14 protein-coding genes, 10 tRNA genes and 3 rRNA genes are annotated in these 26,660 nt (G+C 46.0%); 6 read left to right on the top strand and 21 right to left on the bottom strand.

The window, feature by feature from the left end:
- Positions 1-80: 80 nt before the first annotated feature.
- From AC3CH3_RS00235 to AC3CH3_RS00185, 11 genes are all read right to left on the bottom strand, one after another.
- Entirely contained in the window at positions 81-1,322 is a 1,242-nt protein-coding gene (locus AC3CH3_RS00235) for an NADH:ubiquinone reductase (Na(+)-transporting) subunit B (RefSeq protein WP_488537460.1), read from the bottom strand.
- Positions 1,323-1,520: 198 nt separating this feature from the next.
- Positions 1,521-2,489 carry an SPOR domain-containing protein gene (locus AC3CH3_RS00230; protein WP_488537459.1) on the bottom strand — a complete coding sequence of 323 codons (969 nt, stop codon included), beginning with the start codon at positions 2,487-2,489 and terminating at the stop codon, positions 1,521-1,523.
- A 187-nt stretch (positions 2,490-2,676) separates the two neighbouring features.
- Positions 2,677-3,615, bottom strand: a complete 939-nt coding sequence (locus AC3CH3_RS00225; RefSeq protein WP_004735541.1) for an ABC transporter permease — start codon at positions 3,613-3,615, stop codon at positions 2,677-2,679.
- A gap of 2 nt (positions 3,616-3,617) precedes the next feature.
- Entirely contained in the window at positions 3,618-4,595 is a 978-nt protein-coding gene (locus AC3CH3_RS00220) for an ABC transporter permease (protein WP_004735540.1), read from the bottom strand.
- Positions 4,596-4,775: 180 nt separating this feature from the next.
- A complete protein-coding gene (locus tag AC3CH3_RS00215) occupies positions 4,776-6,329 on the bottom strand; it encodes an ABC transporter substrate-binding protein (protein ID WP_054548018.1) in 1,554 nt (517 codons plus the stop codon).
- A gap of 94 nt (positions 6,330-6,423) precedes the next feature.
- Entirely contained in the window at positions 6,424-8,151 is a 1,728-nt protein-coding gene (locus AC3CH3_RS00210) for a dipeptide ABC transporter ATP-binding protein (protein ID WP_488537458.1), read from the bottom strand.
- 946 nt (positions 8,152-9,097) lie between these two features.
- Positions 9,098-9,174: transfer RNA gene (locus AC3CH3_RS00205), tRNA-Pro, on the bottom strand.
- A gap of 55 nt (positions 9,175-9,229) precedes the next feature.
- Positions 9,230-9,305: transfer RNA gene (locus AC3CH3_RS00200), tRNA-His, on the bottom strand.
- A 44-nt stretch (positions 9,306-9,349) separates the two neighbouring features.
- A tRNA-Pro gene (locus AC3CH3_RS00195) sits at positions 9,350-9,426 on the bottom strand.
- Positions 9,427-9,503: 77 nt separating this feature from the next.
- A tRNA-His gene (locus AC3CH3_RS00190) sits at positions 9,504-9,579 on the bottom strand.
- A gap of 48 nt (positions 9,580-9,627) precedes the next feature.
- A tRNA-Arg gene (locus tag AC3CH3_RS00185) sits at positions 9,628-9,704 on the bottom strand.
- A 298-nt stretch (positions 9,705-10,002) separates the two neighbouring features.
- Here AC3CH3_RS00185 and AC3CH3_RS00180 point away from each other — a divergent pair.
- On the top strand, positions 10,003-10,416 hold the full coding sequence (locus AC3CH3_RS00180) for a c-type cytochrome (RefSeq protein ID WP_488537457.1): 414 nt from the start codon (positions 10,003-10,005) through the stop codon (positions 10,414-10,416).
- A gap of 81 nt (positions 10,417-10,497) precedes the next feature.
- On the opposite strand, the gene rep is transcribed toward AC3CH3_RS00180, so the two are convergent.
- Positions 10,498-12,516, bottom strand: coding sequence for a DNA helicase Rep (rep, locus tag AC3CH3_RS00175; RefSeq protein ID WP_017061960.1), 2,019 nt, complete (start codon positions 12,514-12,516; stop codon positions 10,498-10,500).
- A 180-nt stretch (positions 12,517-12,696) separates the two neighbouring features.
- Here rep and AC3CH3_RS00170 point away from each other — a divergent pair, with 180 nt between their 5' ends.
- The 4 genes from AC3CH3_RS00170 (at position 12,697) to ubiK (ending at position 17,908) form a co-directional block, all read left to right on the top strand.
- Positions 12,697-13,278 carry a TetR/AcrR family transcriptional regulator gene (locus AC3CH3_RS00170; protein ID WP_017629442.1) on the top strand — a complete coding sequence of 194 codons (582 nt, stop codon included), beginning with the start codon at positions 12,697-12,699 and terminating at the stop codon, positions 13,276-13,278.
- Positions 13,279-13,296: 18 nt separating this feature from the next.
- Complete coding sequence (locus AC3CH3_RS00165; protein ID WP_019820916.1) at positions 13,297-14,403, top strand: efflux RND transporter periplasmic adaptor subunit; 1,107 nt, start codon at positions 13,297-13,299, stop codon at positions 14,401-14,403.
- Between the two features lie 11 nt (positions 14,404-14,414).
- Positions 14,415-17,537: a multidrug efflux RND transporter permease subunit gene (locus AC3CH3_RS00160; protein ID WP_488537456.1), complete on the top strand. Its 3,123-nt coding sequence runs from the start codon at positions 14,415-14,417 to the stop codon at positions 17,535-17,537.
- A 119-nt stretch (positions 17,538-17,656) separates the two neighbouring features.
- Complete coding sequence (gene ubiK / locus AC3CH3_RS00155) at positions 17,657-17,908, top strand: ubiquinone biosynthesis accessory factor UbiK (RefSeq protein WP_004740921.1); 252 nt, start codon at positions 17,657-17,659, stop codon at positions 17,906-17,908.
- A gap of 309 nt (positions 17,909-18,217) precedes the next feature.
- Here the strand turns inward: ubiK and ilvC are convergent, their stop codons facing one another.
- Complete coding sequence (gene ilvC, locus AC3CH3_RS00150) at positions 18,218-19,702, bottom strand: ketol-acid reductoisomerase (RefSeq protein WP_017061965.1); 1,485 nt, start codon at positions 19,700-19,702, stop codon at positions 18,218-18,220.
- A 146-nt stretch (positions 19,703-19,848) separates the two neighbouring features.
- Here ilvC and ilvY point away from each other — a divergent pair, with 146 nt between their 5' ends.
- The gene (ilvY, locus tag AC3CH3_RS00145; protein WP_488537455.1) at positions 19,849-20,739 is read left to right on the top strand and encodes an HTH-type transcriptional activator IlvY; all 891 of its coding nucleotides are present in this window, start codon (positions 19,849-19,851) and stop codon (positions 20,737-20,739) included.
- Between the two features lie 117 nt (positions 20,740-20,856).
- Here the strand turns inward: ilvY and AC3CH3_RS00140 are convergent.
- The 8 genes from AC3CH3_RS00140 to AC3CH3_RS00105 all read right to left on the bottom strand — a co-directional run bounded on the left by AC3CH3_RS00140 (position 20,857) and on the right by AC3CH3_RS00105 (position 26,505).
- A tRNA-Ser gene (locus AC3CH3_RS00140) sits at positions 20,857-20,947 on the bottom strand.
- Positions 20,948-21,016: 69 nt separating this feature from the next.
- Positions 21,017-21,132 (bottom strand): 5S ribosomal RNA (rrf, locus tag AC3CH3_RS00135).
- Positions 21,133-21,229: 97 nt separating this feature from the next.
- Positions 21,230-24,123 (bottom strand): 23S ribosomal RNA (locus tag AC3CH3_RS00130).
- Between the two features lie 345 nt (positions 24,124-24,468).
- Positions 24,469-24,544, bottom strand: a tRNA-Val gene (locus AC3CH3_RS00125).
- Between the two features lie 29 nt (positions 24,545-24,573).
- Positions 24,574-24,649, bottom strand: a tRNA-Ala gene (locus tag AC3CH3_RS00120).
- Between the two features lie 25 nt (positions 24,650-24,674).
- Positions 24,675-24,750, bottom strand: a tRNA-Lys gene (locus tag AC3CH3_RS00115).
- Positions 24,751-24,752: 2 nt separating this feature from the next.
- Positions 24,753-24,828: transfer RNA gene (locus AC3CH3_RS00110), tRNA-Glu, on the bottom strand.
- Between the two features lie 122 nt (positions 24,829-24,950).
- A 16S ribosomal RNA gene (locus AC3CH3_RS00105) occupies positions 24,951-26,505 on the bottom strand.
- Together the 16S, 23S and 5S rRNA genes with 5 tRNA genes alongside form the textbook arrangement of a ribosomal RNA operon.
- Positions 26,506-26,660: the final 155 nt, after the last annotated feature.

Here is a 26,660-nt window from a genome sequence, read left to right as displayed (position 1 = left end):
TCAATCGCGATAAAAATTGAAAGGCTTGCATCAATGCAAGCCTTTCTTATGGGAGTCACTTTCACTTTTAACCACTTAGATTAGCGCGATGTCCGTTTCAGTCTTCGTTTGATGTTCTGCTCTTTCACTACAAAGTCGAACAGCGGAGCGAACAGGTTGGCGAACAAGATAGCCAGCATGATGCCCTCTGGGTAGGCTGGATTGAGCACTCGTATACCAACCGTCATCACACCAATCAAAATCCCATAGGCCCATTTACTCTGATTGGTAAACGCGGCAGATACAGGGTCTGTTGCCATGAAGAAGGTACCAAAGGCAACACCACCCAACACAAAGTGCCAATAGAACGGCATTGAAAACATCGAGTTGGTTTCTGACCCTATCCAATTCATCAGGCTAGATGTCACAACGAGACCAATAATCACACCGGCGACAATGCGCCAAGACGCTATCTTCATCACAATCAAAATCAACCCCGTCAGCATGATAAGCAGTGACGATACCTCACCCATCGAACCAGGAATATTACCGACAAAGGCATCCATCCAAGTGATCGTCTCGCCAGTCATGTTATTGATGAGTAACGTGCTACCGCCTTCATACCATTGACTCAGTGGGGTCGCGCCTGAATAGCCATCAGCGGCAACCCACACAAGCCCACCCGACATGTTGGCTGGATAGGCGAAATAGAGAAACGCGCGGCCTGCAAGGGCTGGGTTCAAGAAATTTCGCCCTGTGCCACCGAACAACTCCTTGGCGACAACGATACCAAAGGTGATACCTAAAGCGGCTTGCCAAAGCGGGATGGTTGGCGGGAGGATGAGTGCAAACAGCACCGAGCTAACAAAGAAGCCTTCATTAACTTCGTGCTTGCGAACGACAGCAAACAGTACCTCCCAGAAGCCACCTACCACAAACACCGTGGCATAAACGGGTAGAAAATAGAGTGCACCAAGCAGCATCTGACTTGCCCAGCCACTTGCTATCAATGACTGCGCATCACCAAATGCCCACGACAAACGCCAGCTGCTTTCAATAACAGAGGCAAGTTCGTTAAGTTGATAGCTGGAGGTTAGTGCTAGGACGCTTTGGTGTCCGACGTTATACATCCCCCAGAACATTGCCGGGAAGGTCGCCAACCACACCAAAATCATAATACGCTTTAGGTCAATGCTGTCACGAACATGGGTTGTGCCGCGGTTTACGTTTCCGGGTGTATAGAATATTGTCGCGAAAGCCTCATACACAGGGTAAAGCTTTTCGTACTTCCCTCCGGCTTCAAAGCGTGGAGCCACGTCTTCTAATCGTTTTTTTAAACTCATAATCTCAATCACCTTATTGCTTGAGTTATGGTTTTCTACGCATCAACCGCACTATTTGAACAATTTTTAGCGATTTTTAATCAAATTCGCCTTGAAGAACGAGTGTCTAAAAGTCGAACCTATGTTGAAAAAGAAGGGTGTATAAACATCAAAGCCCCAGCAATGGCTGAGGCTTCTTTGGTTTGGTAACGGTCGTCGCTACTTAACGCACATCACGTTGAGCAATGAAGAACCTTTCAATTGGTTGACGTTTCCGTTGGTAAACAGGCCTTTCTTATCTGTGCCCCAATAAGGGAGATGCATTGGCCAGTTCTGTTTTTCCATAACTTTTGAGCTCAAGATGCTCTGCCATTGCTTTTCAGTCATCAGCTTCATGTTGACCTGATTACATACCAATTCAGCGCTATCGTAATCTAGGCGGCTCCAAGGCTTACCTTGTTCCATGTAGAACTGTTGTTGATGGTCTAGAAGGTAAGGGATCGCATACTGGCTACCCGCTACATCCGCTTTCACGCGAATCTCGATCTCTAGATCATTGTCTGAGCTCGCATTACCGCTTGGTAGCGTCTGAATAGCTGCCGCACTCGTTACCGCCGCTTGCTTAGCAGCCACAGGTTTCGGGGCAGGCTTAGTTGCAGGTTTTACAGGAGCCTTAACCGGTGTCGGTTTTGCTGCTTTAGGCTCGGCCGCTTTTGCCACGATAGGTTGTGATGAGGTCTGCGACTTATCAACCATACGAATAAAGGCTTCGCCATAACCTGGCACCTTGCGAACCTGAGCTAGATCTTTTCTTGCATCTGAAAATGTAGAGTAAGGACCAATCAAACAACGATAATCACCACCCTCAGGTTTCATCCATACGTTGGTCGAAATTTTGCCATAAAGAGGTTTTGCTTGGCTCAGTGACAAAGGCTTGTTCAGCAGGCCACATTGAACCCAAAACAGTTCGTTATCTGAATGACGTTTTGGTGCTTTACTGCCCCACACGCCCTTACCGATCGGACATGATTGCTCTAGCTGTGGTAATTGGTTGGTGCTTGCCTGAGTTGCATCACATAGAACCGACTCTGCATTCACTTGGCTAGATACCAAAAGAGATGCAGCGATAAGCCCCATACGATAATTTCTCGTCACAGCACGACATACAGCATTCATTGTCAATTTCATAACCACCACTTAAACCCTTGCGGGCTAATTATTACCGAATCTATGTCGATAAAATATGAATTCCATTTTAAGTATTATTGACACTATCAATGATACTAAGTTCCAGATCCATTAAGCAAAAAAAGAGCCGTAATTGCTTACGGCTCTTAGTTTAGTGACTTTTTTTACTAAAAATCAAACCGGGCTATCACCCTTTATAAATTTTCGGGTTAAACACGTCACGTAACCAGTCGCCTAATAGGTTAATAACGAGAACCAATGTTACCAAAAGCACACCTGGGAATGCTGTGATCCACCATGCTCCTGAGAAAATGTAGTTAAAACCAGTACTGATCAGGGCACCGAGTGACGGTTGGTCTACCGGAAGACCTAAACCTAGGAAAGAAAGTGCCGCTTCTGACATGATGGCATTTGCCACCTGTACCGTAGAGATAACCAAAATCGGTGATAAACAGTTAGGCAGAATATGACGGAACATGATGCGAGGCGCTCTAAAGCCCATCACACGTGCCGCTTCTACGTATTCTTTCTTCTTCTCTGCTAATACCGATGCACGGATAGTACGCGCATACTGTGGCCATTCTGCAATACCGATGATCACCACCAGCATAACAACGGCATATTGCGCGTAGAAGTCACTACCGAAACTTGCCTTAAAGATGGCCGAAACAATGATCGCAACCATCATGGTTGAGAACGAAAGCTGAACATCAGCGAAACGCATCAAGAAGCTATCAATACGGCCACCGAAATAACCCGCAGACAAGCCAATGATGATACCAAGCGTCAGTTGTAGGCCTACCGCTAAGAAACCAATGGTCAGTGATAAGCGCGAACCGTAAAGCATGGTAGATAAAATATCACGGCCTTGCTCATCCGTTCCGAGCAAGAAACGTTCTTCGCCGTCTTCCATCCATGATGGTGGCAGCTCTGAATCCATGATATCAATCGATGTCACGTCGTACGGGTCTGTTGGCGCTAGAATAGGTGCTGCTAGTGCCATCACTAAGAAGATTGAGAAAATGGCGAAACTCACCATGGCCACTTTGTCGCGTAAGAAGTAATACACAATGTCTGATTGCTTAAAACGTTCCCAGCGAGACGGCACTGTCGATGTCTGTTCCATGATTATGCTCCTTTCCCTGTGATGTTAACGGTTGGGTTGATAACACCGTAAAGCAAATCAACAATCGTGTTAGTCACTACGAAAATAAGACCAACAAAAATAACGTATGCGGTAATCAGCGGTGTATCTACACGGTTGATCGCTTCTAAAAATAAGAAACCTGTGCCGGGCCACTGGAAAACCGTTTCAGTAAGAATGGTGTATGCCACCATAGTACCAATCTGAACACCACCAACAGTAAGAACCGGTAGCATGGTGTTTTTCAATGCGTGTTGATAATAGATTTTGTTTAGCGCTAGGCCTTTCGCTTTACCAAACTTAATGTATTCAGAACTTAGAACTTCTAGCATTTCAGAACGAACTAGACGAATAAACAGAGGCAGCATGATAGATGCCAGTGCAATGCTCGGCAGTACCAAGTGTGCAAGACCATCGAGCGTTAAGAAGCCAGACTCCCAACCAAACCAGTTTGCAGTATCACCACGTCCAAATGACGGTAGCCAACCTAGCTCAATAGAGAACACATACATCAGCATGATTGCAGTTAAGAAAACAGGTACCGAGATGCCGATACTACTGCCCGCCATGACCAATTTAGTGAAGAAACTTTTTGGGTGTATTGCAGAATAAACGCCTAATGGAATCGACAGACAAACAATAATCAGAGAAGCACCGAACACAAGTTCAAGCGTCGCGACCAATTTGTCTAAAATTACGTCCACAGCAGGGCGTTTAAAGAAATATGAAGTACCAAGATCACCTTGTAGGGCTGCGCCTATAAAGCGAGTATATTTTGTAACGAAGGGATCATTTAAGCCGAGTTCATCGCGTAGCGCTTGACGCTCCGCCTCTGAAACAGATTGACCGACTAACTCACGTAACGGGTCGCCCAGGTTATCCTGAATGGCAAACGCCACCAAACTGATCACAAACATCACTATCAGTGCCTGAAACAGGCGCTTGACCAGAAACGTAACCATTCCTTGCCCCTTATCTATCCATGACTGTCTAATCGAAATCCGCGACTAGACAACAAAAAATTCAGTCTTAAAAAAGGTATTTAGCCAGACTGAAGGAAGACCAAATACCGAAACTTAAATCTATATCTTAATAATATTGAGAGCCTGAAAGCTTCAGGCTCTCGATTCTAGCAAGCTAGATTATTTTACAACTAGGTCGCCGAAGTAAGGCATAACCATTGGGTTTACTACGTCTGCTGCACCTACGTTAGATTTCGCGCCCCACGCTTCACTTTGCCAATGTAGAGGTACGAATACTGCGTCGTTGTAAAGTGTTGCTTCAACGCCTTTCAGCATCTTAGAACGCTTAACAGGGTCAGTTTCAGTGTTAGAAGCTTCTACAATCGCATCCATTTCTGGGTTTGAGTAACCAGAACAGTTGTATTGACCACGGCCAGTCTCTTCGTTACGAGTCATCGTTAGGAACTCGTTGAAGTTAGCTGAATCTTCTGTATCTGAGTGCCAGCCGATCATCATCATGTCTGCTGAACATAGGTCAAACTCAGGCCAGTACTGTGCTTTAGGCATCGTCTTAAGATCAACTTTGATACCAATCTTAGACAGCATTGCCGCAGACGCTTGCGCTACTTTCGCATCGTTCACGTAACGGTTGTTAGGCGCCGCCATAGTTAGTGTAAAGCCATCTTCGTAGCCCGCTTCTTTCATCAGCTCTTTCGCTTTTTTCAGATCGTAACGAGGAACTAGATCTTCGTTGTGACCCGCGTAGCCTGTTGGGCTTTGCTGACCCGCAGCTGTCGCGAAACCTTTCATGATTTTCTTAACAATACCTTCATTGTTAATCGCATGAACGATTGCTTGACGAACGCGCACATCTTTCAGTGCTTCGTTGCTGTTTTGGTTCATTTGGAACGTAATGATACGAGTACCAGGTAGCGTTACTAGATCGATGTTCTTAGCGTTTTTAACACGCTTGTGATCATTTGGTGCTACAGGGTGAATCATATCCACGTCACCAGAAAGAAGTGCTGCTACACGCGTTGCATCTTCTTTGATTGGCACAAGTGTTAGCTTGTCTACGTTACCTTCAGTTTCTGTGTCCCAGTAATCGTTGAAACGCTCGAACGTTACTTTAACGCCTTGCTCACGTTGAGTTACGATGAATGGGCCAGTACCTGAAACGTTAGTCGAAGCGAACGAGTTACCGTGCTTAACTAGCTCAGATTTATCATTACCTTCCGCTGTTTGACCAGAGTAAAACTTGCTGTCCATTGGGAAGATGTAAGTTGCTGTTTGTAGTACTAGTGGGTAAGCCGCTTTTGATACTAGCTCAACTGTGTAGTCATCCACTTTTACCATTTTTTCGTATGGCGTGAAGATAGACTTAAAGTCTGGAGAAGCTTGTAGACGTTCAAAAGTCCACACAACATCATCAGCAGTCAGTTCGTTACCAGAGTGGAATTTCACACCTTTACGTAGGTTAAAACGGAAAGTCGTATCATCAACACGCTCCCAGCTAGATGCTAGGCGGCCTTCAAAATCCATCTCTTGAGTGAAACGTACTAGAGGGTCAAACACCATGTGAGACATTTGCAGTGTGCCACCAGACAGCTGCTCGTGCGGATCAAGTGATACTGGGTCAGCTGCGTAGCCAACGGTAATATCTGCTGCTGCTGCACTAAAGCTTAGGCCAGCTGCCATTAAAGCTACTGCTAATTTGCTTTTCATGGTTTTCATTGCATAACTCCTTCATGCGGGAATCCAGATCCCTAGTTGTTGTATTTGCGTCTGTTTATTGTTTTTAGCAAGCCAAACTCCAGCCTGCTGATTTTTATATCGCGGCTTTTGCCACTGCTTTTTCTTCTCTTAAACCCGTAAATTCAGGCATTAAAGAAATTAGGTGTTTGCTGTATTCATGCTGAGGCGATTGGAATAGCTGCTCGGTTGGCGCAACTTCCAATAGTTCTCCCATTTGCATCACACCAACACGATCACACATTTGGCGAATAACCGGTAAATCGTGACTGATGAACAGCATGGTTAGGTTTAGCTCGTCTTGTAAGTCTTTTAGTAGGTTAAGGATCTGAGCCTGTACCGACACATCCAGTGCCGATGTTGGTTCATCACAAATCAAAAGACGCGGGCGAGTTGCCAAGGCGCGAGCGATAGAAATACGCTGACGTTGGCCACCTGAGAATTCGTGTGGATACTTAACCCCGGCCATTACGCCCAAACCAACGTGCTCTAGCAGATCGTTCACGATCTGACGAGTTTCATTCTCGTTGCGCGTAAGTTTATGGAATCGGATAGGTTCAGCAATGATGTCGAATATCTTCATTCGAGGGTTCATTGATGTGTAAGGGTTTTGGAAAACCATCTGCATTTGACGACGCATAGGGCGACGTTCTTTTTCAGATTTAAGACCAGTAAGATCAACGCCTTCAAACGTTACCTTGCCTGAATTCGGTGCGTACAAGCCAGCAATCACACGAGCAATCGTTGATTTACCTGAACCTGATTCACCTACTAAACCAAACGTCTCACCTTCATGCACTTCAAAGCTCACGTTGTTTGATGCTTGAACGTACTCACGACGGCTCTCAAAGAAAGAATCTTTGGTAGTAAAGCGTAAGTTTACGTTCTCAACGTTCAACAGAGGGCCAGTGTAATCACGGTGATCTTGGCTTTGACCTAACCAGTGGTTCTTCACATCCAATGGTTCCATCTCTTGTGCTTCTTCGATGTAGCTAACAAGAGGGAAACGATCGAGTTTGCGATCCGAACGAGGAACCGCAGAGATAAGACTGTGTGTGTATGGGTGCTCGGGAGTACCAAGGACTTTCGCCGTCGGACCAAACTCAACCAAATCACCACGATACATCACGGCTACGCGATCAGTAACATTCGATACCACACCCATGTCGTGCGTGACCAACATACAACCTACATTCTTCTTGATACATAGGTCGCGAATCAACCCCAAGATCTGGTCTTGGATAGAAACATCCAGTGCTGTTGTTGGTTCATCTGCGATGATTAGGTCAGGTTCACCAGCCAACGCGATCGCGATAACCACACGCTGACGCATACCGCCAGAGAATTGGTGAGGGTATTGCTTTAAACGGTTTTCTGGTTGTGGGATACCCACTTGGTTCATCAAGTCTAATGAGCGCTGGTAGGCTTCTTGATCCGAAACCTTCATATTGGCATGAATCGTCTCTTTTAACTGCTGTTCTACTGTGAATAGAGGATTAAGAGAAGTCATTGGGTCTTGGAAGATAAAACCAATCTTTGAGCCGCGAACAGAACGCATCTGTTCAGGAGATAAACCAGAGACTTTTTCGCCATCCAGAAATACCTCGCCGCTAGCAATCCGGCCAGGAGGGCTCAGCAAATCGATCACAGCATTACCTACTGTTGATTTACCTGCACCAGACTCGCCTACAACACCAACAATCTCACCACGTTCAATGTTGAACGAAAGTGATTTGACTGCGGCGTGAACTCCATGACGAGATGGGTATTCGATACGAAGATTTTTTACTTCTAAAAGTGACATTACCAGACCTCTACTGCTTTGGCAGCTTTCTGCCCTGTCTGCAAAATTGAATCCATTCTTACCAGAATATTGTTCTGATATTTTATACGGTTGACAATTTGGCAAATAATTCACAGAAAAGCAACAAAAATAGGATAAAAAGTCGACATTAAACGCTTAGCAAGCAAAAGTGCCACATAACTATTCACCCAGAGAGCATATAGTAAGAAAAATCAACATTATATTATCGGCAAGAAATACTCACAAACTCCTTACCACTGCTTACTTGTAGAGTTAAACCTGTGCTTCAAAGCAGATCTCACTACCATTCAATAAAAAAAATAATTATTCCAAAAAACAATTAACACTATAGAAACAAACGCTAACTTTGTTAATTTAAACAAATAAAACAACTAGATACACGCCAAGTAACCATACATTTAACCGTTTATATTTTTTTGATAAATACAAACCAGAGAAACGAAAGGCTTAATAAATCTGAGGAGTTTTGAACGACCAAATGCGTAGAAAGCTGTCAAATACATGGGTTAGTGAGCAGATTAAGGGCCAAATTCAACTTTTCACAAAAATCTCTAGACCAGACCTATTAATTTGTCGAATTATTGAGTGGTTATTTTATATAAAATTAGATATAGATCTTTCCGTTTGATAAATGAACTACCTCCATACAGACGTAATAATCGAGGAGATCGAAGGTGGGATTCTTGCTTCTAAAAGGAGTTTATTAAAGAGGAGCGAGTCGAACTGGACCAATTCAACACTGTGAGAAGCAATAATTGAAGAATACTGACACGACATATGCAACAAAGCCCATCATTTCTGATGATGCTTCTTAAGTGAGCGGTGAAGAGACATTCTTTGAACATCAGGCGAACCCCACTCTGTTCAAGTTATCTAAATTTCAGATGTAAAAAAGCCCTAGTCTTTCGACTAAGGCTTCTTAAGGTGGTCGGTGAAGAGGGATTCGAACCCCCGACCCTCTGGTCCCAAACCAGATGCGCTACCAAGCTGCGCTATTCACCGAGACGTTTCGTTTGATTTCTCAAACTGGGAACTTCAAAGAAGCTACCAAAATTAATGGGGTGGCTAACGAGATTCGAACTCGCGACCACCGGAATCACAATCCAGGGCTCTACCAACTGAGCTATAGCCACCACTAATTTTTTATATAACCGCTTAAAAGCGATTATTGAAATAGTGGTCGGTGAAGAGGGATTCGAACCCCCGACCCTCTGGTCCCAAACCAGATGCGCTACCAAGCTGCGCTATTCACCGACTAGTTTTGTATCGACTCTTGGGAATAATGAATCAACACTGGAAGCCGAAGCTACCGATATTTTGTAAAGAAAGAATGGGGTGGCTAACGAGATTCGAACTCGCGACCACCGGAATCACAATCCAGGGCTCTACCAACTGAGCTATAGCCACCATTATTTCTTTTTGCCAATTTCTCACTTACCGAAGTAAGAGACCGGATGGCGCGCCTGAAAGGATTCGAACCTTCGGCCTTTGGCTCCGGAGGCCAACGCTCTATCCAGCTGAGCTACAGGCGCATGCCCTGTCGGCGGAGTGGAATAATACGTATATCACCCAATGCCGTCTAGTACTTTTTTAACTTTTTTTTCTGTTTGGTCTCTTTTTCGACAGTTAATATGTGATAAACCCCTTATTTGAGTACTACAACCCGCCACAGCTTATAAGTTGTTGTTTATTGCAACAACTTATCGGGATATAATCACCCATTATTTACATTGGTTTAACAGTTGCTCTTTGCTGATTAAAGCCAAAACACCCTTCCAACACTATAAATTGGTAAGCATGTACTTACCTTGGGAATGTAAAGTGAGTTTAATGGATATGTCTCGTCGAATTTTAAGCGTTGTCATCGCAGTTTTAACCTTTTCAACTGGCGCAATGGCTGCAGGCCTAAGCGAAGCAGAGCACGATGCAATTGCTGAACGCATCAAACCAGTTGGCCAAGTTTACCTAGTCGACAGCGAGCCAGTAGCCGCAGAACCAACAGGCCCTCGTGATGGCGCAGCAGTTTACGGTACCTTTTGTATCGCTTGTCACGCATCTGGCGTAAGTGGCGCACCTAAAACAGGTGATGCTGGTGACTGGGGTCCTCGTATTGCTCAAGGTCGCGACATCCTAGCGGACCACGCAATCAACGGTTTCAATGCGATGCCAGCGAAAGGTTCATGTATGGACTGTTCAGACGACGAAATCAAAGATGCTATCGAGCACATGATTGCTGGTCTGTAATTAAAAATGCCAGATTCAAAAAAGGTGACCTCATGGTCACCTTTTTTATTGGCTTCTATATCGTGCTATTGAAGCAGAGCATTACTTCTTATTGAACATCGCTCGAATATTCGCAATGTGCGCCTGCCCTTTTTCCATTCTTTCTTCAGCGGATTGAGGCTTCTTAACGCTTTCCCACTCCACATCATCATGTGGCAGCTCATCAAGGAAGCGGCTTTGTGTTGGCTTGATTAATTCACCATATTGACGACGTTCACGACACTTAGTAAAGGTCAGTTCCTTCTGCGCTCGAGTAATCCCCACATACATAAGACGACGTTCTTCTTCTACGTTGCCTTCATCGACACTGGTTTGGTGCGGCAAGATGCCCTCTTCTGCACCCATCAGAAATACATATGGGAACTCTAGACCTTTCGATGCATGCAATGTCATTAATTGGACTTGATCTGCATCGTCATCATCCTCACCACGCTCCATCATATCGCGCAGCGTTAAACGTTGAACCACCTCGCGCAGGGTTTTCTCTTCTTTATCGTAGTTGTCACCCTCAAGATCGGCCACAATCCAGCTATACAGATCAGAGACGTTCTTCATTCGCATTTCAGCGGCTTTCGGGCTCGCTGAGGTTTCGTACAACCAATCTTCGTAGTTGATGTCACGAACCAAAGAACGAACGGCTTCAACCGTGTTACCACGCTCGGCATTGTCTGAGATACGAACAATCCAGTCACCGAAGCGGCGCAAATTTTCTAAACCACGCCCCGTCAGTGTCTGCTCTAAGCCCATCTCAAAACTGGCTTCAAACAGACTCTTACCACGCATATTGGCGTAACTACCTAATTTCTCAAGCGTCACCGGACCAATCTCACGACGCGGTGTGTTTACAATACGTAGAAAGGCGTTGTCATCATCTGGGTTCACCAACACACGCAGGTAAGCCATGATGTCTTTAATCTCGGCTCTCGCAAAGAAAGAGGTACCGCCAGAGATCTTGTAAGGCACACGGTTCTGCATCAAGGCTTTTTCAATCAAGCGCGATTGGTGGTTACCACGGTAAAGCACTGCGTAATCTTTGTATTCAGTACGGTTCAAAAACTTGTGGGCAATGATCTCGCCGGTAATACGCTCTGCTTCATGCTCTTCATTCTTAGCATTCAATACCTTGAGCTTTTCACCGTCTGGGATCTCTGAGAACAGTGACTTTTCATAAACGTGTGGGTTGTTGGCGATCAAGATGTTCGCCGCACGTAAGATTCGACTGGTTGAACGATAGTTTTGCTCGAGTTTGATCAAACGAAGATTCGGATAGTCCTCACCCAGCAACACCAAGTTTTGCGGTTTTGCACCACGCCATGAATAGATAGATTGGTCATCGTCGCCTACTACCGTCAAACGACCACGCTCTCCTACTAGTAAACGAACCAACTCATATTGGCTGGTGTTGGTATCTTGGTATTCATCCACTAATAGATAGCGGATACGCGACTGCCAGCGCTCACGCACCTCTTGATTGGTTTTCAGTAACAATACCGGCATCGCGATCAGATCATCAAAATCAAGCGCGTTGTATGCCTTCATCTGTTTCTGGTACATCTCAAAACAGAATGCAAACAACTGCTCTTGTTCGCCTTGAGCTCGAGCTTTCGCCTGATCTGGCGTCAGCATGTCATTCTTCCAATTCGAAATGGTGCTCATTAAAGCGCGCAGCAAATCCTTATCACCATCGATCTGCCTCTCTGTTAGCTCTTTTAACAAAGCTAGTTGGTCTTGGTCATCAAACAGAGAGAAACCCGCTTTCAAACCCAGCGCTTTGTATTCACGACGAATGATGGTTAAACCCATGGTATGAAAGGTCGAAACAATCAGCCCTTTCGATTCGCCCTTACCCAGAGTTTGCCCAACACGCTCTTTCATCTCGCGTGCCGCTTTATTAGTAAAGGTCACCGCCGCAATATTACGCGCCTTATAGCCACATTCCTGAACCAGATAAGCAATTTTATTGGTGATAACACGTGTTTTACCGGATCCAGCGCCCGCTAATACTAAGCAGGGGCCCGAAACATATTTCACGGCTTCATCTTGTCTTGGGTTCAGTTTCATTTGATTCTCAGTTTGGTCTAGAGGGGCGAATTCAATTGCGCGCCTATAATAATGCTGCAACACCACGAATGCTACGTTCTCTTATACAAGATTTTTACGCTGAATATGTAAAACTTTGTTGCACATGTGTATGGTTATTAGGCTATAATGAATGAACGTTCATTCATTGGTGGTTGAAATATGACAACTCATGCACCTCGGGATAAACGCCAGCAAATACTTTCTGCAGCTGAAAAGCTAATTGCAGAGGTCGGTTTCCAAGGCCTTTCAATGCAAAAATTAGCCAAAGAAGCGGGAGTGGCTGCAGGCACTATCTATCGCTACTTCGATGATAAAGAGCATTTGATAGAAGATGTTCGAATGCTCGTGACTCAAAGAGTAGCTGATGCTGTTCAAGAAGGGGTTAATGATTCGGATCCAATTAAACAACGCTACCGTACTATGTGGTTGAACATATGGAACTTAGCAGGAACGAATTTAGCCGCAATAAAAAATCGGGTTCAGTATGACTCTCTACCCATCACAAATAGCCTAAACTTCAGGGAACTAGAACGTAAAATGTTTGCCCAAGTTGAGCTGCTATTTAATGAGGGGAAAGAACAAGGATTGTTTAAACCACTTAACAATGAAGTATTAGGTGGATTGAGCTTGGCGGCTAGTGTTTCTCTAGCACGCAAGCATTCTTTAGGATTTTACCAACTTGATGAGGCAGAACTAGAATCTGCAATCGAAGCCAGTTGGGATGCAATAATTAAACACTAGATCGGAGTTTTGACCATAATGAAAAAGTGGACTTTCTTCATGTTACTCATCGCTGTACTACTTTTCGGCAGCGTTATTGGGTTTAACATGTTCAAACAACAAAAAATTGCTGAGTATATGGCCAACCGCCCTGAACCAGAGTTTCCAGTAACGGTAACTGAAGTTCAGCCGATCGACTGGGTTCCAGTGATTGAAGCTATCGGCTTCATCGAACCTAACCAAGGCGTGACACTAGCGAACGAAACCAGCGGTGTTATTGACCAGATCTCTTTCGAGTCAGGTACTGATGTTAAGAATGGTCAGCAACTGGTACGTCTTGATTCTGACGTAGAGAAAGCAAACCTAAAGAGTTCTGAAGCTCGTTTGCCTGCTGCGAAAGCAAAATACAAGCGTTACCAAGGTCTATTCAAGAAAGGTTCTATCTCTAAAGAAGCGTACGATGAAGCAGAAGCAAACTACTTCTCTCTATCTGCTGATATTGAAAGCCTGAAAGCCTCGATCGAACGCCGTGAAATTCGCGCACCTTTTGATGGCAAGGTTGGTATTCGTAACGTATACCTAGGTCAATACCTACAATCGGGTACCGATATCGTTCGTTTAGAAGACACCAGTGTCATGCGCCTGCGCTTCACAGTTTCTCAAACAGATATCTCTCGCATTAATGTTGGCCAGGCTATCGACATCTTTGTTGATGCTTACCCAGAAAAACCGTTTGAAGGCTCTATCAGTGCTATTGAACCTGCAGTAAGCATCCAAAGTGGTCTTATCCAAGTTCAAGCGGATATTCCAAACAATGATGGCAAGCTTCGTAGTGGCATGTTCGCTCGCGCTAACATCATTCTGCCTAAACTAGAGAACCAAGTAACTCTGCCTCAAACAGCGATTACTTTCACTCTATATGGTGACAATGTTTACATCCTGACTGAAGAAGACGGCGTTCAACGTGTTGCTCAACATGTTGTAAAAGTAGGTGAGCGTACAGCTGATATTGCACACATCCTTGAAGGCGTTAAAGCCGGCGATACGGTTGTAACTTCTGGCCAAGTACGTCTAAGTAACGGTGCCAAAGTTAAGGTTGTTGAAAGTGATGCAATCACTCCACCATCTGAAACACCTAAGCTGTAACTGGAGGCACAATGCGCTTTACTGATGTTTTTATTAAACGTCCAGTTCTAGCGGTATCCATCAGCTTTTTGATTGCGCTGCTTGGCTTACAAGCAATCTTCAAAATGCAGGTGCGTGAATACCCTGAAATGACGAATACCGTAGTAACCGTAACCACGAGTTACTACGGTGCAAGTGCCGATCTTATCCAAGGCTTTATCACCCAGCCCCTCGAACAGGCTGTGGCTCAAGCTGATAACATCGATTATATGACTTCTTCTTCTGTGCTCGGTAGCTCTACTATTACCGTTAACATGAAGTTGAACACCGACCCGAATGCGGCGCTGTCTGACATACTGGCCAAGACTAACTCGGTGCGTTCTCAGCTTCCTAAAGAAGCCGAAGATCCAACCGTAACCATGTCTACCGGTTCAACGACGGCGGTACTCTACATTGGTTTTACCAGTGATGAGTTGGTGTCGAGCCAAATTACCGACTATCTAGAGCGTGTAATCAACCCGCAACTATTCACGGTAAATGGTGTTTCTAAAGTTGACCTATATGGTGGTATGAAATACGCACTGCGCGTGTGGCTAGATCCATCAAAAATGGCGGCGGTAAACCTAACTGCAACTGACGTTATGGCGGTATTGGATGCGAACAACTACCAATCAGCTACGGGTCAAGCAACGGGGGAATTTGTTCTTTATAACGGCAGTGCCGACACGCAAGTATCGAACACTGAAGAGTTAGAGAACTTAGTCGTTAGAAGTGGTGAAGGTGAGATTATTCGTCTGTCTGACATCGCTAAGGTTTCTCTAGAGAAAAGCCACGACGTTTATCGTGCAAGTGCGAACGGTCAGGAGGCGGTTGTTGCAGCAATTAATGCGGCACCAAGTGCGAACCCGATCAACATCGCTGCAGATGTCCTTGAGCTTCTTCCTCAGCTAGAGAAGAACCTTCCAAGCAACATCTCAATGAACGTAATGTACGATTCAACCATTGCGATTAACGAGTCAATTCAGGAAGTTATCAAGACAATTCTTGAAGCGGCATTAATTGTATTGATCGTAATTACCTTGTTCTTAGGTTCATTCCGAGCGGTACTGATCCCTATCGTTACTATCCCACTATCACTGATTGGTGTGGCAATGGTAATGCAGGCGATGGGCTTCTCTTGGAACCTAATGACACTGCTGGCAATGGTACTCGCCATCGGTCTGGTGGTCGATGATGCGATCGTGGTACTTGAGAACGTCGACAGGCATATCAAGCTCGGAGAGTCCCCTTTCCGCGCTGCGATCATCGGTACTCGTGAAATTGCGGTCCCTGTTATCGCAATGACACTAACGCTAGGTGCGGTATACGCTCCAATCGCAATGATGGGCGGTATCACGGGCTCACTATTTAAAGAGTTCGCATTAACCCTAGCCGGTTCTGTATTTGTATCAGGTATCGTGGCACTAACGCTGTCGCCAATGATGTGTTCAAAAATGCTCAAAGCTCACGCTGAGCCGAGCAAGTTTGAGCAGAAGGTTCATAGCGTTTTGGATGGTATGACTAACCGTTACGAGCGTATGCTTGCCGCGGTAATGCAACATCGTCCAGTATTTATTGGCTTTGCTATCATCGTATTTGCAAGTTTGCCGATGTTGTTCAAGTTCATCCCTAGTGAATTAGCACCTTCAGAAGATAAAGGTGTAATCATGCTGATGGGTACGGCACCATCTAATGCGAACTTAGACTTCATGCAAAATACCATGAACGACGTAAACAAGATTCTGTCTGATCAGCCAGAAGTCGCTTACGCGCAAGTGTTCACTGGTGTTCCTAATGCAAACCAAGCGTTTGGTATCGCATCTATGGTGCCTTGGAGTGAACGTGAGACGAGTCAATCAGAAGTTGCAAACCGTGTAGGTGAGCTTGTTAAAGATGTTCCTGGAATGGCAGTAACCGCCTTCCAAATGCCAGAACTACCAGGTGCAGGTTCAGGTCTTCCAATTCAGTTTGTTATTACAACGCCAAACAGTTTTGAGAGCTTGTTCCAAATCACTACTGACATCTTGACTGATGTAGCGACCAACCCACTGTTCGTATACTCGGATCTCGATCTGAACTATGACTCAGCAACGATGAAAGTACACATCGACAAGGATAAAGCGGGCGCTTACGGCGTGACCATGCAAGATATCGGTATCACGCTAGGTACCATGATGTCTGATGGCTACGTAAACCGTATCGACTTGAATGGTCGTTCTTACGAGGTTATCCCTCAGGTTGAACGTAAATTCCGTTTGAACCCAGAATCGATGAATAACTACTACGTACGTGCTGCGGACGGTAATGCTGTACCACTAGGCAGTTTGATCACGATTGATGTTGTGGCAGAGCCTCGTTCTCTTCCTCACTTCAACCAATTGAACTCAGCAACAATCGGGGCAGTACCAGCGCCTGGCGCGGCAATGGGTGATGCGATTGCATGGTTTGAAGAGACAGCAGCGAACAAGCTACCAAGTGGCTACAACCACGATTACATGGGTGAAGCTCGCCAATACGTAACGGAAGGTAGTGCACTTTACGCGACCTTTGGTCTAGCACTGGCAATCATCTTCTTGGTACTGGCGATTCAATTTGAATCTCTGAAAGATCCACTGGTTATCATGGTATCTGTACCACTGGCGATCTGTGGTGCCCTAATCGCTCTGGCTTGGGGTGCGGCAACGATGAACATTTACTCGCAAGTAGGTTTGATCACCTTGGTCGGCCTGATTACCAAGCACGGTATCTTGATCTGTGAGGTAGCAAAAGAAGAACAGCTACATCACCACAAGACACGTATTGAAGCAGTAATGGAAGCTGCGAAGGTTCGTCTTCGTCCAATCCTGATGACAACTGCGGCGATGATTGCAGGTCTAATCCCGCTAATGTACGCAACGGGTGCGGGTGCGGCTCAGCGTTTCAGTATCGGTATTGTTATCGTTGCTGGTCTAGCGATTGGTACTATCTTCACGCTATTTGTACTGCCAGTGATTTACAGCTACTTGGCTGAAAAACACAAACCTTTACCTGTATTTGTTGAAGACAAAGACCTAGAAAAGCTAGCTCGCGTCGATGAAGCAAAAGCGGCACACAGAGAATTAGCTGATAATAAGTAATCGCTAAGTCGTATTAACAATAAAAAGGCTACCTCGGTGGCCTTTTTTTATACGCCATAGGCGACATCTCAAGTGTGATTAAATAGAATAGTAGTAAATATTCAGGAGTTTTAATTGATATGTTTGATCCAAAAAAACTAGAGCAGATTGCTAAGCAGATCCACGATTCTATGCCTCAACCAGTGAAAGAGCTTGGTTCAGACGTAGATCAAAAAGTTCGCCAGGTTATCCAAGGCCAACTAAACAAGCTAGACGTTGTGAGCCGTGAAGAGTTTGATGTTCAAACACAAGTACTGCTTCGCACTCGCCAAAAGCTAACTGAAATGGAACAAAAGCTAGCAGAGCTAGAAGCTAAGCTTGCAGACAAGTAAGCACTCAAGCAAGAAAAGATAAGTGGGCTGGCGTGAAAACGTCAGCCCTTTTTTATACGAGTGAGAATAATATAGAGAGATTCCTTACCACGTTCATTCGCTGTTTTCGGGAATGATTCAGCTTTAAAGCCATCATCTTCAGGTACGCGAAGCTCTCTCAATTCCCCACCTGAAAAACAAAAAAGGCTTGGTCAACGGCGACCAAGCCTTTTCATTAGATGTTGTGTTGCTTATTCCTAACTCCAACCTGTAAGGAGTTATTGATACTGCTTTGCTTTTTCTACAAATTCGCAGTATCTAAGCGACGAATTAACCGCCTACAGCGATACGTTTCATGTCGCTCATGTAGCTACGTAGCTCTTCACCAATGTACTCTACAGGGTGGTTGCGGATAGCTTCGTTAACTTCAATTAGTTTAGCGTTATCAACTTGGTTAGATGTTTCACCTAGACCACGACCGATTACGTCAGTTGCAACTGAAGGCATGAACTTCTCACGTAGTAGCGGTGTCGCTACGTTAGCGAATAGGTAGTTACCGTACTCAGCTGTATCAGAGATTACTACGTTCATTTCGTAAAGACGCTTACGAGCAACTGTGTTAGCGATTAGTGGAAGCTCATGTAGAGATTCGTAGTAAGCAGACTCGTCGATGATACCTGATGCTGTCATTGCTTCGAATGCTAGCTCAACACCAGCGCGAACCATCGCAACCATAAGAATACCGTTATCGAAGTACTCTTGCTCTGAGATTTCTACGTCAGAAGCTGGGTAGTTTTCGAATGCCGTTTCACCAGTCTCTTCACGCCAACCTAGTAGGTTCACATCATCGTTCGCCCAGTCAGCCATCATTGTGCTAGAGAAGTGACCAGAGATGATGTCATCCATGTGCTTGTTGTAAAGCGGACGCATTAGGTCTTTAAGCTCTTCAGAAAGCTCAAACGCTTTAACTTTAGCTGGGTTAGATAGGCGATCCATCATGTGAGTTACGCCACCGAACTTTAGTGCTTCAGTAATCGTTTCCCAACCGTATTGTAGAAGTTTGCCTGCGTAGCCAGGTTCGATGCCATCAGCGATCATCTTCTCGTACGATACGATAGAACCCGCTTGTAGCATGCCACAAAGGATAGTTTGCTCACCCATAAGGTCAGATTTAACTTCCGCTACGAAAGAAGACTCTAGGCAACCTGCACGGTGACCACCAGTACCCGCAGCCCAAGCTTTAGCGATATCCCAGCCTTCGCCTTTAGGGTCGTTTTCTGGGTGAACAGCGATAAGTGTTGGTACGCCGAAACCACGCTTGTACTCTTCACGTACTTCAGAACCTGGACACTTAGGTGCAACCATTACCACAGTAAGGTCAGCACGTAATTGCATGCCTTCTTCAACAACGTTAAAGCCGTGAGAATAACCAAGAGCAGCGCCTTGCTTCATTAGAGGCATTACTGTTTCAACAACGTTTGTGTGTTGCTTATCAGGAGTAAGGTTGATTACTAGGTCTGCTTGAGGGATTAGCGTTTCGTAGCTACCCACAACAAAGCCGTTTTCATCAGCATTTTTGAATGATTGACGCTTTTCATCAATTGCCGCTTGGCGTAGAGCGTAAGATACATCTAGACCAGAATCACGCATGTTTAGACCTTGGTTTAGGCCTTGAGCACCACAACCAACAATTACGATTTTCTTACCTTCAAGGTATTCAGCTTCTGTCGCGAATTCTTCACGATCCATAAAGCGGCAACGACCTAATTGGTCTAGTTGTTCACGAAGGTTTAATGTATTGAAATAGTTAGCCATTCTAGGGCACTCCTTTAAAAATAAGTCCGTAAGGTCGATATCTCTCTATCGAATGACTTCATACTAAAACAGACACTCCGTTGCTGAAAGTGATATATTCACAATTAGTTATTGCAATAAATGCAACATGGAAACGATCGCAGAACATGAACATAAAATCTCTACAATTATTTATACATTTATGTGACAGCAAGAGTTTCAGCAAAACCGCTGCTGCTATGCACGTCAGTCCTTCAGCGCTGAGCCGTCAGATACAAAAGCTTGAAGAGGAAACAGGGCAAGAGCTGCTTATCAGAGACAACCGCAGTGTAGATCTCACTCCAGCAGGGAAACACCTACTACCTGTAGCATTGAGCATCGTGGGAGAATGGCAGCAATATAACCTTCACCTGAAGGGCGGAGAGCAAGAGCTTAAAGGTGAGATACGTATATTTTGTTCAGTAACGGCTAGCTACAGTCACTTACCAGAACTGATTACTGAATTCAGAGCCATTCATCCGTATATCGAATTCAAACTCTCTACGGGCGATCCTGCTCAATCTATCGACAAAATCTTAAACGATGAAGCAGATATCGCTATCTCAGCAAAGCCAGACATCCTTCCTTCAAGGTTAGAATTCGAAACCATCAGCGATATTCCACTGTCAGTCATCATTCCATCTGGTGTGAGTAGCTTTAGCCAACAACTGCAATCCGATAAGCCAAACTGGAATGAAGTGCCTTTTATCATTCCGGAAGCTGGGACTGCGCGAGAACGTGCGAACGCATGGTTCAAAAAGATGAAGATAAAACCCAATATTTACGCTCAGGTATCTGGTCATGAAGCGATCGTCAGTATGGTAGCCCTTGGTTGTGGGGTTGGTATTGCCCCTGATGTCGTCATCAACAACAGCCCTGTACGTGACAAAGTAGACCGTTTAAAGATAGAGCCAATCAAACCATTTGAATTAGGCGTATGTTGTAAGCGAGCGCAGCTAGATAACCCTCTAATTCGAGCGTTCTGGCAAGTCGCAGAAGGAAAATATTTAGCGAACTAGTCATCATTGTTTTAAACACAAAAAAGGGAAGAGCACGTCAGTACTCTTCCCTTTTTTATTTATGTATATCGCAGATAAGAAAAAAGCCCGCTGATTTCTCAGCGGGCTTTCTAATGGTGGTGGAGGGATAGGGATTTGAACCCTAGAACCGCTATTAACGGTTGCCGGTTTTCAAGACCGGTGCTTTCGACCACTCAGCCATCCCTCCAACAAATTGTCATCAACAGATTAGTACGCTGTTGAGGTTGTTATTTGCTACGCAAATAACGAATTTAAAGCCTGGCGATGTCCTACTCTCACATGGGGAAGCCCCACACTACCATCGGCGCTATTGTGTTTCACTTCTGAGTTCGGCATGGAATCAGGTGGGTCCACAATGCTATGGTCGCCAAGCAAATTTTAAAATTCGGAAAACTGATTTAAAAGTATTTCTCTTCAAACTCATTCAAGGTCTGGTACATCTGAGTCCACAAAACCCCTTGGGTGTTGTATGGTTAAGCCTCACGGGCAATTAGTACAGGTTAGCTCAATGCCTCGCAGCACTTACACACCCTGCCTATCAACGTCGTAGTCTACGACAACCCTTTAGGACACTTATAGTGCCAGGGAAAACTCATCTCAAGGCTCGCTTCCCGCTTAGATGCTTTCAGCGGTTATCGATTCCGAACTTAGCTACCGGGCAATGCCATTGGCATGACAACCCGAACACCAGAGGTTCGTCCACTCCGGTCCTCTCGTACTAGGAGCAGCCCCTTTCAATTTTCCAACGCCCACGGCAGATAGGGACCGAACTGTCTCACGACGTTCTAAACCCAGCTCGCGTACCACTTTAAATGGCGAACAGCCATACCCTTGGGACCGACTTCAGCCCCAGGATGTGATGAGCCGACATCGAGGTGCCAAACACCGCCGTCGATATGAACTCTTGGGCGGTATCAGCCTGTTATCCCCGGAGTACCTTTTATCCGTTGAGCGATGGCCCTTCCATTCAGAACCACCGGATCACTATGACCTGCTTTCGCACCTGCTCGAATTGTCATTCTCGCAGTCAAGCGGGCTTATGCCATTGCACTAACCACACGATGTCCAACCGTGTTTAGCCCACCTTCGTGCTCCTCCGTTACTCTTTGGGAGGAGACCGCCCCAGTCAAACTACCCACCAGGCACTGTCCGTAATCCCGATTCAGGGACCAACGTTAGAACATCAAAACTACAAGGGTGGTATTTCAAGGACGACTCCACCACATCTAGCGACGCGGTTTCATAGTCTCCCACCTATCCTACACATGTAGGTTCAATGTTCAGTGCCAAGCTGTAGTAAAGGTTCACGGGGTCTTTCCGTCTAGCCGCGGGTACACTGCATCTTCACAGCGATTTCAATTTCACTGAGTCTCGGGTGGAGACAGCGTGGCCATCATTACGCCATTCGTGCAGGTCGGAACTTACCCGACAAGGAATTTCGCTACCTTAGGACCGTTATAGTTACGGCCGCCGTTTACCGGGGCTTCGATCAAGAGCTTCGACCGAAGTCTAACCCCATCAATTAACCTTCCGGCACCGGGCAGGCGTCACACCGTATACGTCATCTTACGATTTTGCACAGTGCTGTGTTTTTAATAAACAGTTGCAGCCACCTGGTATCTGCGACTCTCGTCTGCTCCATCCGCAAGGGACTTCACTGATAAGAGCGTACCTTCTCCCGAAGTTACGGTACCATTTTGCCTAGTTCCTTCACCCGAGTTCTCTCAAGCGCCTTGGTATTCTCTACCCGACCACCTGTGTCGGTTTGGGGTACGATTCCTTACAATCTGAAGCTTAGAGGCTTTTCCTGGAAGCATGGCATCAATGACTTCACTACCGTAGTAGCTCGACATCGTATCTCAGCGTTAGTAGCGGTCCGGATTTACCTAAACCACCCGCCTACGTACTTGAACCTGGACAACCGTCGCCAGGCCCACCTAGCCTTCTCCGTCCCCCCATCGCAATTGTAAGAAGTACGGGAATATTAACCCGTTTCCCATCGACTACGCCTTTCGGCCTCGCCTTAGGAGTCGACTTACCCTGCCCCGATTAACGTTGGACAGGAACCCTTGGTCTTCCGGCGAGGGAGTTTTTCACTCCCTTTATCGTTACTCATGTCAGCATTCGCACTTCTGATACCTCCAGCAGCCCTTACAGACCACCTTCAACGGCTTACAGAACGCTCCCCTACCCCACATACCCTAAGGTACGTAGCCGCAGCTTCGGTGTATAGCTTAGCCCCGTTACATCTTCCGCGCAGGCCGACTCGACCAGTGAGCTATTACGCTTTCTTTAAATGATGGCTGCTTCTAAGCCAACATCCTGGCTGTCTGAGCCTTCCCACATCGTTTCCCACTTAGCTATACTTTGGGACCTTAGCTGGCGGTCTGGGTTGTTTCCCTCTCCACGACGGACGTTAGCACCCGCCGTGTGTCTCCCGGATAGTACTTACTGGTATTCGGAGTTTGCAAAGGGTTGGTAAGTCGGGATGACCCCCTAGCCTTAACAGTGCTCTACCCCCAGTAGTATTCGTCCGAGGCGCTACCTAAATAGCTTTCGGGGAGAACCAGCTATCTCCAGGTTTGATTGGCCTTTCACCCCTAGCCACAAGTCATCCGCTAATTTTTCAACATTAGTCGGTTCGGTCCTCCAGTTGATGTTACTCAACCTTCAACCTGCCCATGGCTAGATCACCTGGTTTCGGGTCTAATCCTAGCAACTGTACGCCCAGTTAAGACTCGGTTTCCCTACGGCTCCCCTAAACGGTTAACCTTGCTACTAAAATTAAGTCGCTGACCCATTATACAAAAGGTACGCAGTCACACCACGAAGGTGCTCCTACTGCTTGTACGTACACGGTTTCAGGTTCTATTTCACTCCCCTCACAGGGGTTCTTTTCGCCTTTCCCTCACGGTACTGGTTCACTATCGGTCAGTCAGTAGTATTTAGCCTTGGAGGATGGTCCCCCCATATTCAGACAGGATATCACGTGTCCCGCCCTACTCGTTTTCACTGATTATGATGTGTCGGTTACGGGGCTATCACCCTTTGTTGCGAGACTTTCCAGACTCTTCACCTGCATCATTAAAAGCTTAAGGGCTAATCCAATTTCGCTCGCCGCTACTTTCGGAATCTCGGTTGATTTCTCTTCCTCGGGGTACTTAGATGTTTCAGTTCCCCCGGTTTGCCTCCTGTTGCTATGTATTCACAACAGGATACTTACTTATGTAAGTGGGTTTCCCCATTCAGGAATCCCAGACTCAAAAGGTTATTACTACCTAATCTGGGCTTATCGCAAGTTATTACGCCTTTCATCGCCTCTGACTGCCAAGGCATCCACCGTGTACGCTTAGTCACTTAACCATACAACCCGAAAGGGTTTCTATTTGCTTTCACTTTAAAAAGTGAAGACAAATAAGCGTATGGCAACTAACCAAGGTTTTTGGTTGTCATCAAGAAGGGTTAATTCTTGATAACTGTTTGCCGGACTCAATTGTGAATCAAACTAAGTTTGATTCGAATACAAGACACTTGAATGTGTTTGTTGTGTTTATCTAATGAAAGATAAACATTGAGAACTTTTAAATTTGATTGAATTACTCGTAAGTAATCAATCAGTCAGCTTTCCAAATTGTTAAAGAGCAAGAGTTTTAAGTGTTAAACTTTTAAACCCATTTTTAAATACTCTCTTACGAGAATGCTTAAAGATGGTGGGCGATACCGGGCTCGAACCAGTGACCCCCTGCTTGTAAGGCAGGTGCTCTCCCAACTGAGCTAATCGCCCATAAAAGTTTTAATTCCTTATGGAAGGAATGGTGGAGCTATGCGGGATCGAACCGCAGACCTCCTGCGTGCAAGGCAGGCGCTCTCCCAGCTGAGCTATAGCCCCATATTTTTATTTCCTTGGGAGGAAATGGTGGGTCGTGCAGGATTCGAACCTGCGACCAATTGATTAAAAGTCAACTGCTCTACCAACTGAGCTAACGACCCAATGGTATCCCGTAGGGGAGTCGAACCCCTGTTACCGCCGTGAAAGGGCGGTGTCCTAGGCCTCTAGACGAACGGGACACTGCAATTCATCTCTACTTTAAAAAGTAGAAACAAACTTCGAAGAACTTGGGAGTTCTTCATCTCTTTGCTTTTCTAAACCTAATCAATCTGTGTGGGTACTCATCGTAAATATCTTCGTATAAGGAGGTGATCCAGCCCCAGGTTCCCCTAGGGCTACCTTGTTACGACTTCACCCCAGTCATGAACCACAAAGTGGTGAGCGTCCTCCCCGAAAGGTTAAACTACCCACTTCTTTTGCAGCCCACTCCCATGGTGTGACGGGCGGTGTGTACAAGGCCCGGGAACGTATTCACCGTGACATTCTGATTCACGATTACTAGCGATTCCGACTTCATGGAGTCGAGTTGCAGACTCCAATCCGGACTACGACGCACTTTTTGGGATTCGCTCACTATCGCTAGCTTGCTGCCCTCTGTATGCGCCATTGTAGCACGTGTGTAGCCCTACTCGTAAGGGCCATGATGACTTGACGTCGTCCCCACCTTCCTCCGGTTTATCACCGGCAGTCTCCCTGGAGTTCCCGACATTACTCGCTGGCAAACAAGGATAAGGGTTGCGCTCGTTGCGGGACTTAACCCAACATTTCACAACACGAGCTGACGACAGCCATGCAGCACCTGTCTCAGAGCTCCCGAAGGCACTCCTGCGTCTCCGCTGGATTCTCTGGATGTCAAGAGTAGGTAAGGTTCTTCGCGTTGCATCGAATTAAACCACATGCTCCACCGCTTGTGCGGGCCCCCGTCAATTCATTTGAGTTTTAATCTTGCGACCGTACTCCCCAGGCGGTCTACTTAACGCGTTAGCTCCGAAAGCCACGGCTCAAGGCCACAACCTCCAAGTAGACATCGTTTACGGCGTGGACTACCAGGGTATCTAATCCTGTTTGCTCCCCACGCTTTCGCATCTGAGTGTCAGTGTCTGTCCAGGGGGCCGCCTTCGCCACTGGTATTCCTTCAGATCTCTACGCATTTCACCGCTACACCTGAAATTCTACCCCCCTCTACAGCACTCTAGTTCACCAGTTTCAAATGCAGTTCCGAGGTTGAGCCCCGGGCTTTCACATCTGACTTAATGAACCACCTGCATGCGCTTTACGCCCAGTAATTCCGATTAACGCTCGCACCCTCCGTATTACCGCGGCTGCTGGCACGGAGTTAGCCGGTGCTTCTTCTGTTGCTAACGTCAAGAGATAGCGCTATTAACGCTACCCCCTTCCTCACAACTGAAAGTACTTTACAACCCGAAGGCCTTCTTCATACACGCGGCATGGCTGCATCAGGCTTTCGCCCATTGTGCAATATTCCCCACTGCTGCCTCCCGTAGGAGTCTGGACCGTGTCTCAGTTCCAGTGTGGCTGATCATCCTCTCAGACCAGCTAGGGATCGTCGCCTTGGTGAGCCATTACCTCACCAACTAGCTAATCCCACCTAGGCATATCTTGACGCGAGAGGCCCGAAGGTCCCCCTCTTTGGCCCGTAGGCATTATGCGGTATTAGCCATCGTTTCCAATGGTTATCCCCCACATCAAGGCAATTTCCTAGGCATTACTCACCCGTCCGCCGCTCGACGCCCATTAACGCACCCGAAGGATTGTTAGTGTCGTTTCCGCTCGACTTGCATGTGTTAGGCCTGCCGCCAGCGTTCAATCTGAGCCATGATCAAACTCTTCAATTTAAGATTTTGTGACTCAACGAATACTGACTTCAAAACTATTCTTTATAAATAAAGAGTGTAATTTTAAAGCTATTACCATTCCAACAGAATGGTAATGAATTGACTGTGCCGAATAACTACAAGTAGTTAAACGTATTGGTCACTCAGTTCATTGA

The organism is Vibrio sp. QJM3NY_35, from assembly GCF_057785915.1.
This window is presented reverse-complemented; position numbering and strand designations above follow the sequence as displayed.

Bases quoted from the DNA above. Each gene is read 5' to 3' on its own strand.
- AC3CH3_RS00235 (WP_488537460.1), bottom strand. From the start codon at position 1,322: ATGAGTTTAAAAAAACGATTAGAAGACGTGGCTCCACGCTTTGAAGCC.
- AC3CH3_RS00230 (WP_488537459.1), bottom strand. From the start codon at position 2,489: ATGAAATTGACAATGAATGCTGTATGTCGTGCTGTGACGAGAAATTAT.
- AC3CH3_RS00225 (WP_004735541.1), bottom strand. From the start codon at position 3,615: ATGGAACAGACATCGACAGTGCCGTCTCGCTGGGAACGTTTTAAGCAA.
- AC3CH3_RS00220 (WP_004735540.1), bottom strand. From the start codon at position 4,595: ATGGTTACGTTTCTGGTCAAGCGCCTGTTTCAGGCACTGATAGTGATG.
- AC3CH3_RS00215 (WP_054548018.1), bottom strand. From the start codon at position 6,329: ATGAAAACCATGAAAAGCAAATTAGCAGTAGCTTTAATGGCAGCTGGC.
- AC3CH3_RS00210 (WP_488537458.1), bottom strand. From the start codon at position 8,151: ATGTCACTTTTAGAAGTAAAAAATCTTCGTATCGAATACCCATCTCGT.
- AC3CH3_RS00180 (WP_488537457.1), top strand. From the start codon at position 10,003: ATGGATATGTCTCGTCGAATTTTAAGCGTTGTCATCGCAGTTTTAACC.
- rep (WP_017061960.1), bottom strand. From the start codon at position 12,516: ATGAAACTGAACCCAAGACAAGATGAAGCCGTGAAATATGTTTCGGGC.
- AC3CH3_RS00170 (WP_017629442.1), top strand. From the start codon at position 12,697: ATGACAACTCATGCACCTCGGGATAAACGCCAGCAAATACTTTCTGCA.
- AC3CH3_RS00165 (WP_019820916.1), top strand. From the start codon at position 13,297: ATGAAAAAGTGGACTTTCTTCATGTTACTCATCGCTGTACTACTTTTC.
- AC3CH3_RS00160 (WP_488537456.1), top strand. From the start codon at position 14,415: ATGCGCTTTACTGATGTTTTTATTAAACGTCCAGTTCTAGCGGTATCC.
- ubiK (WP_004740921.1), top strand. From the start codon at position 17,657: ATGTTTGATCCAAAAAAACTAGAGCAGATTGCTAAGCAGATCCACGAT.
- ilvC (WP_017061965.1), bottom strand. From the start codon at position 19,702: ATGGCTAACTATTTCAATACATTAAACCTTCGTGAACAACTAGACCAA.
- ilvY (WP_488537455.1), top strand. From the start codon at position 19,849: ATGAACATAAAATCTCTACAATTATTTATACATTTATGTGACAGCAAG.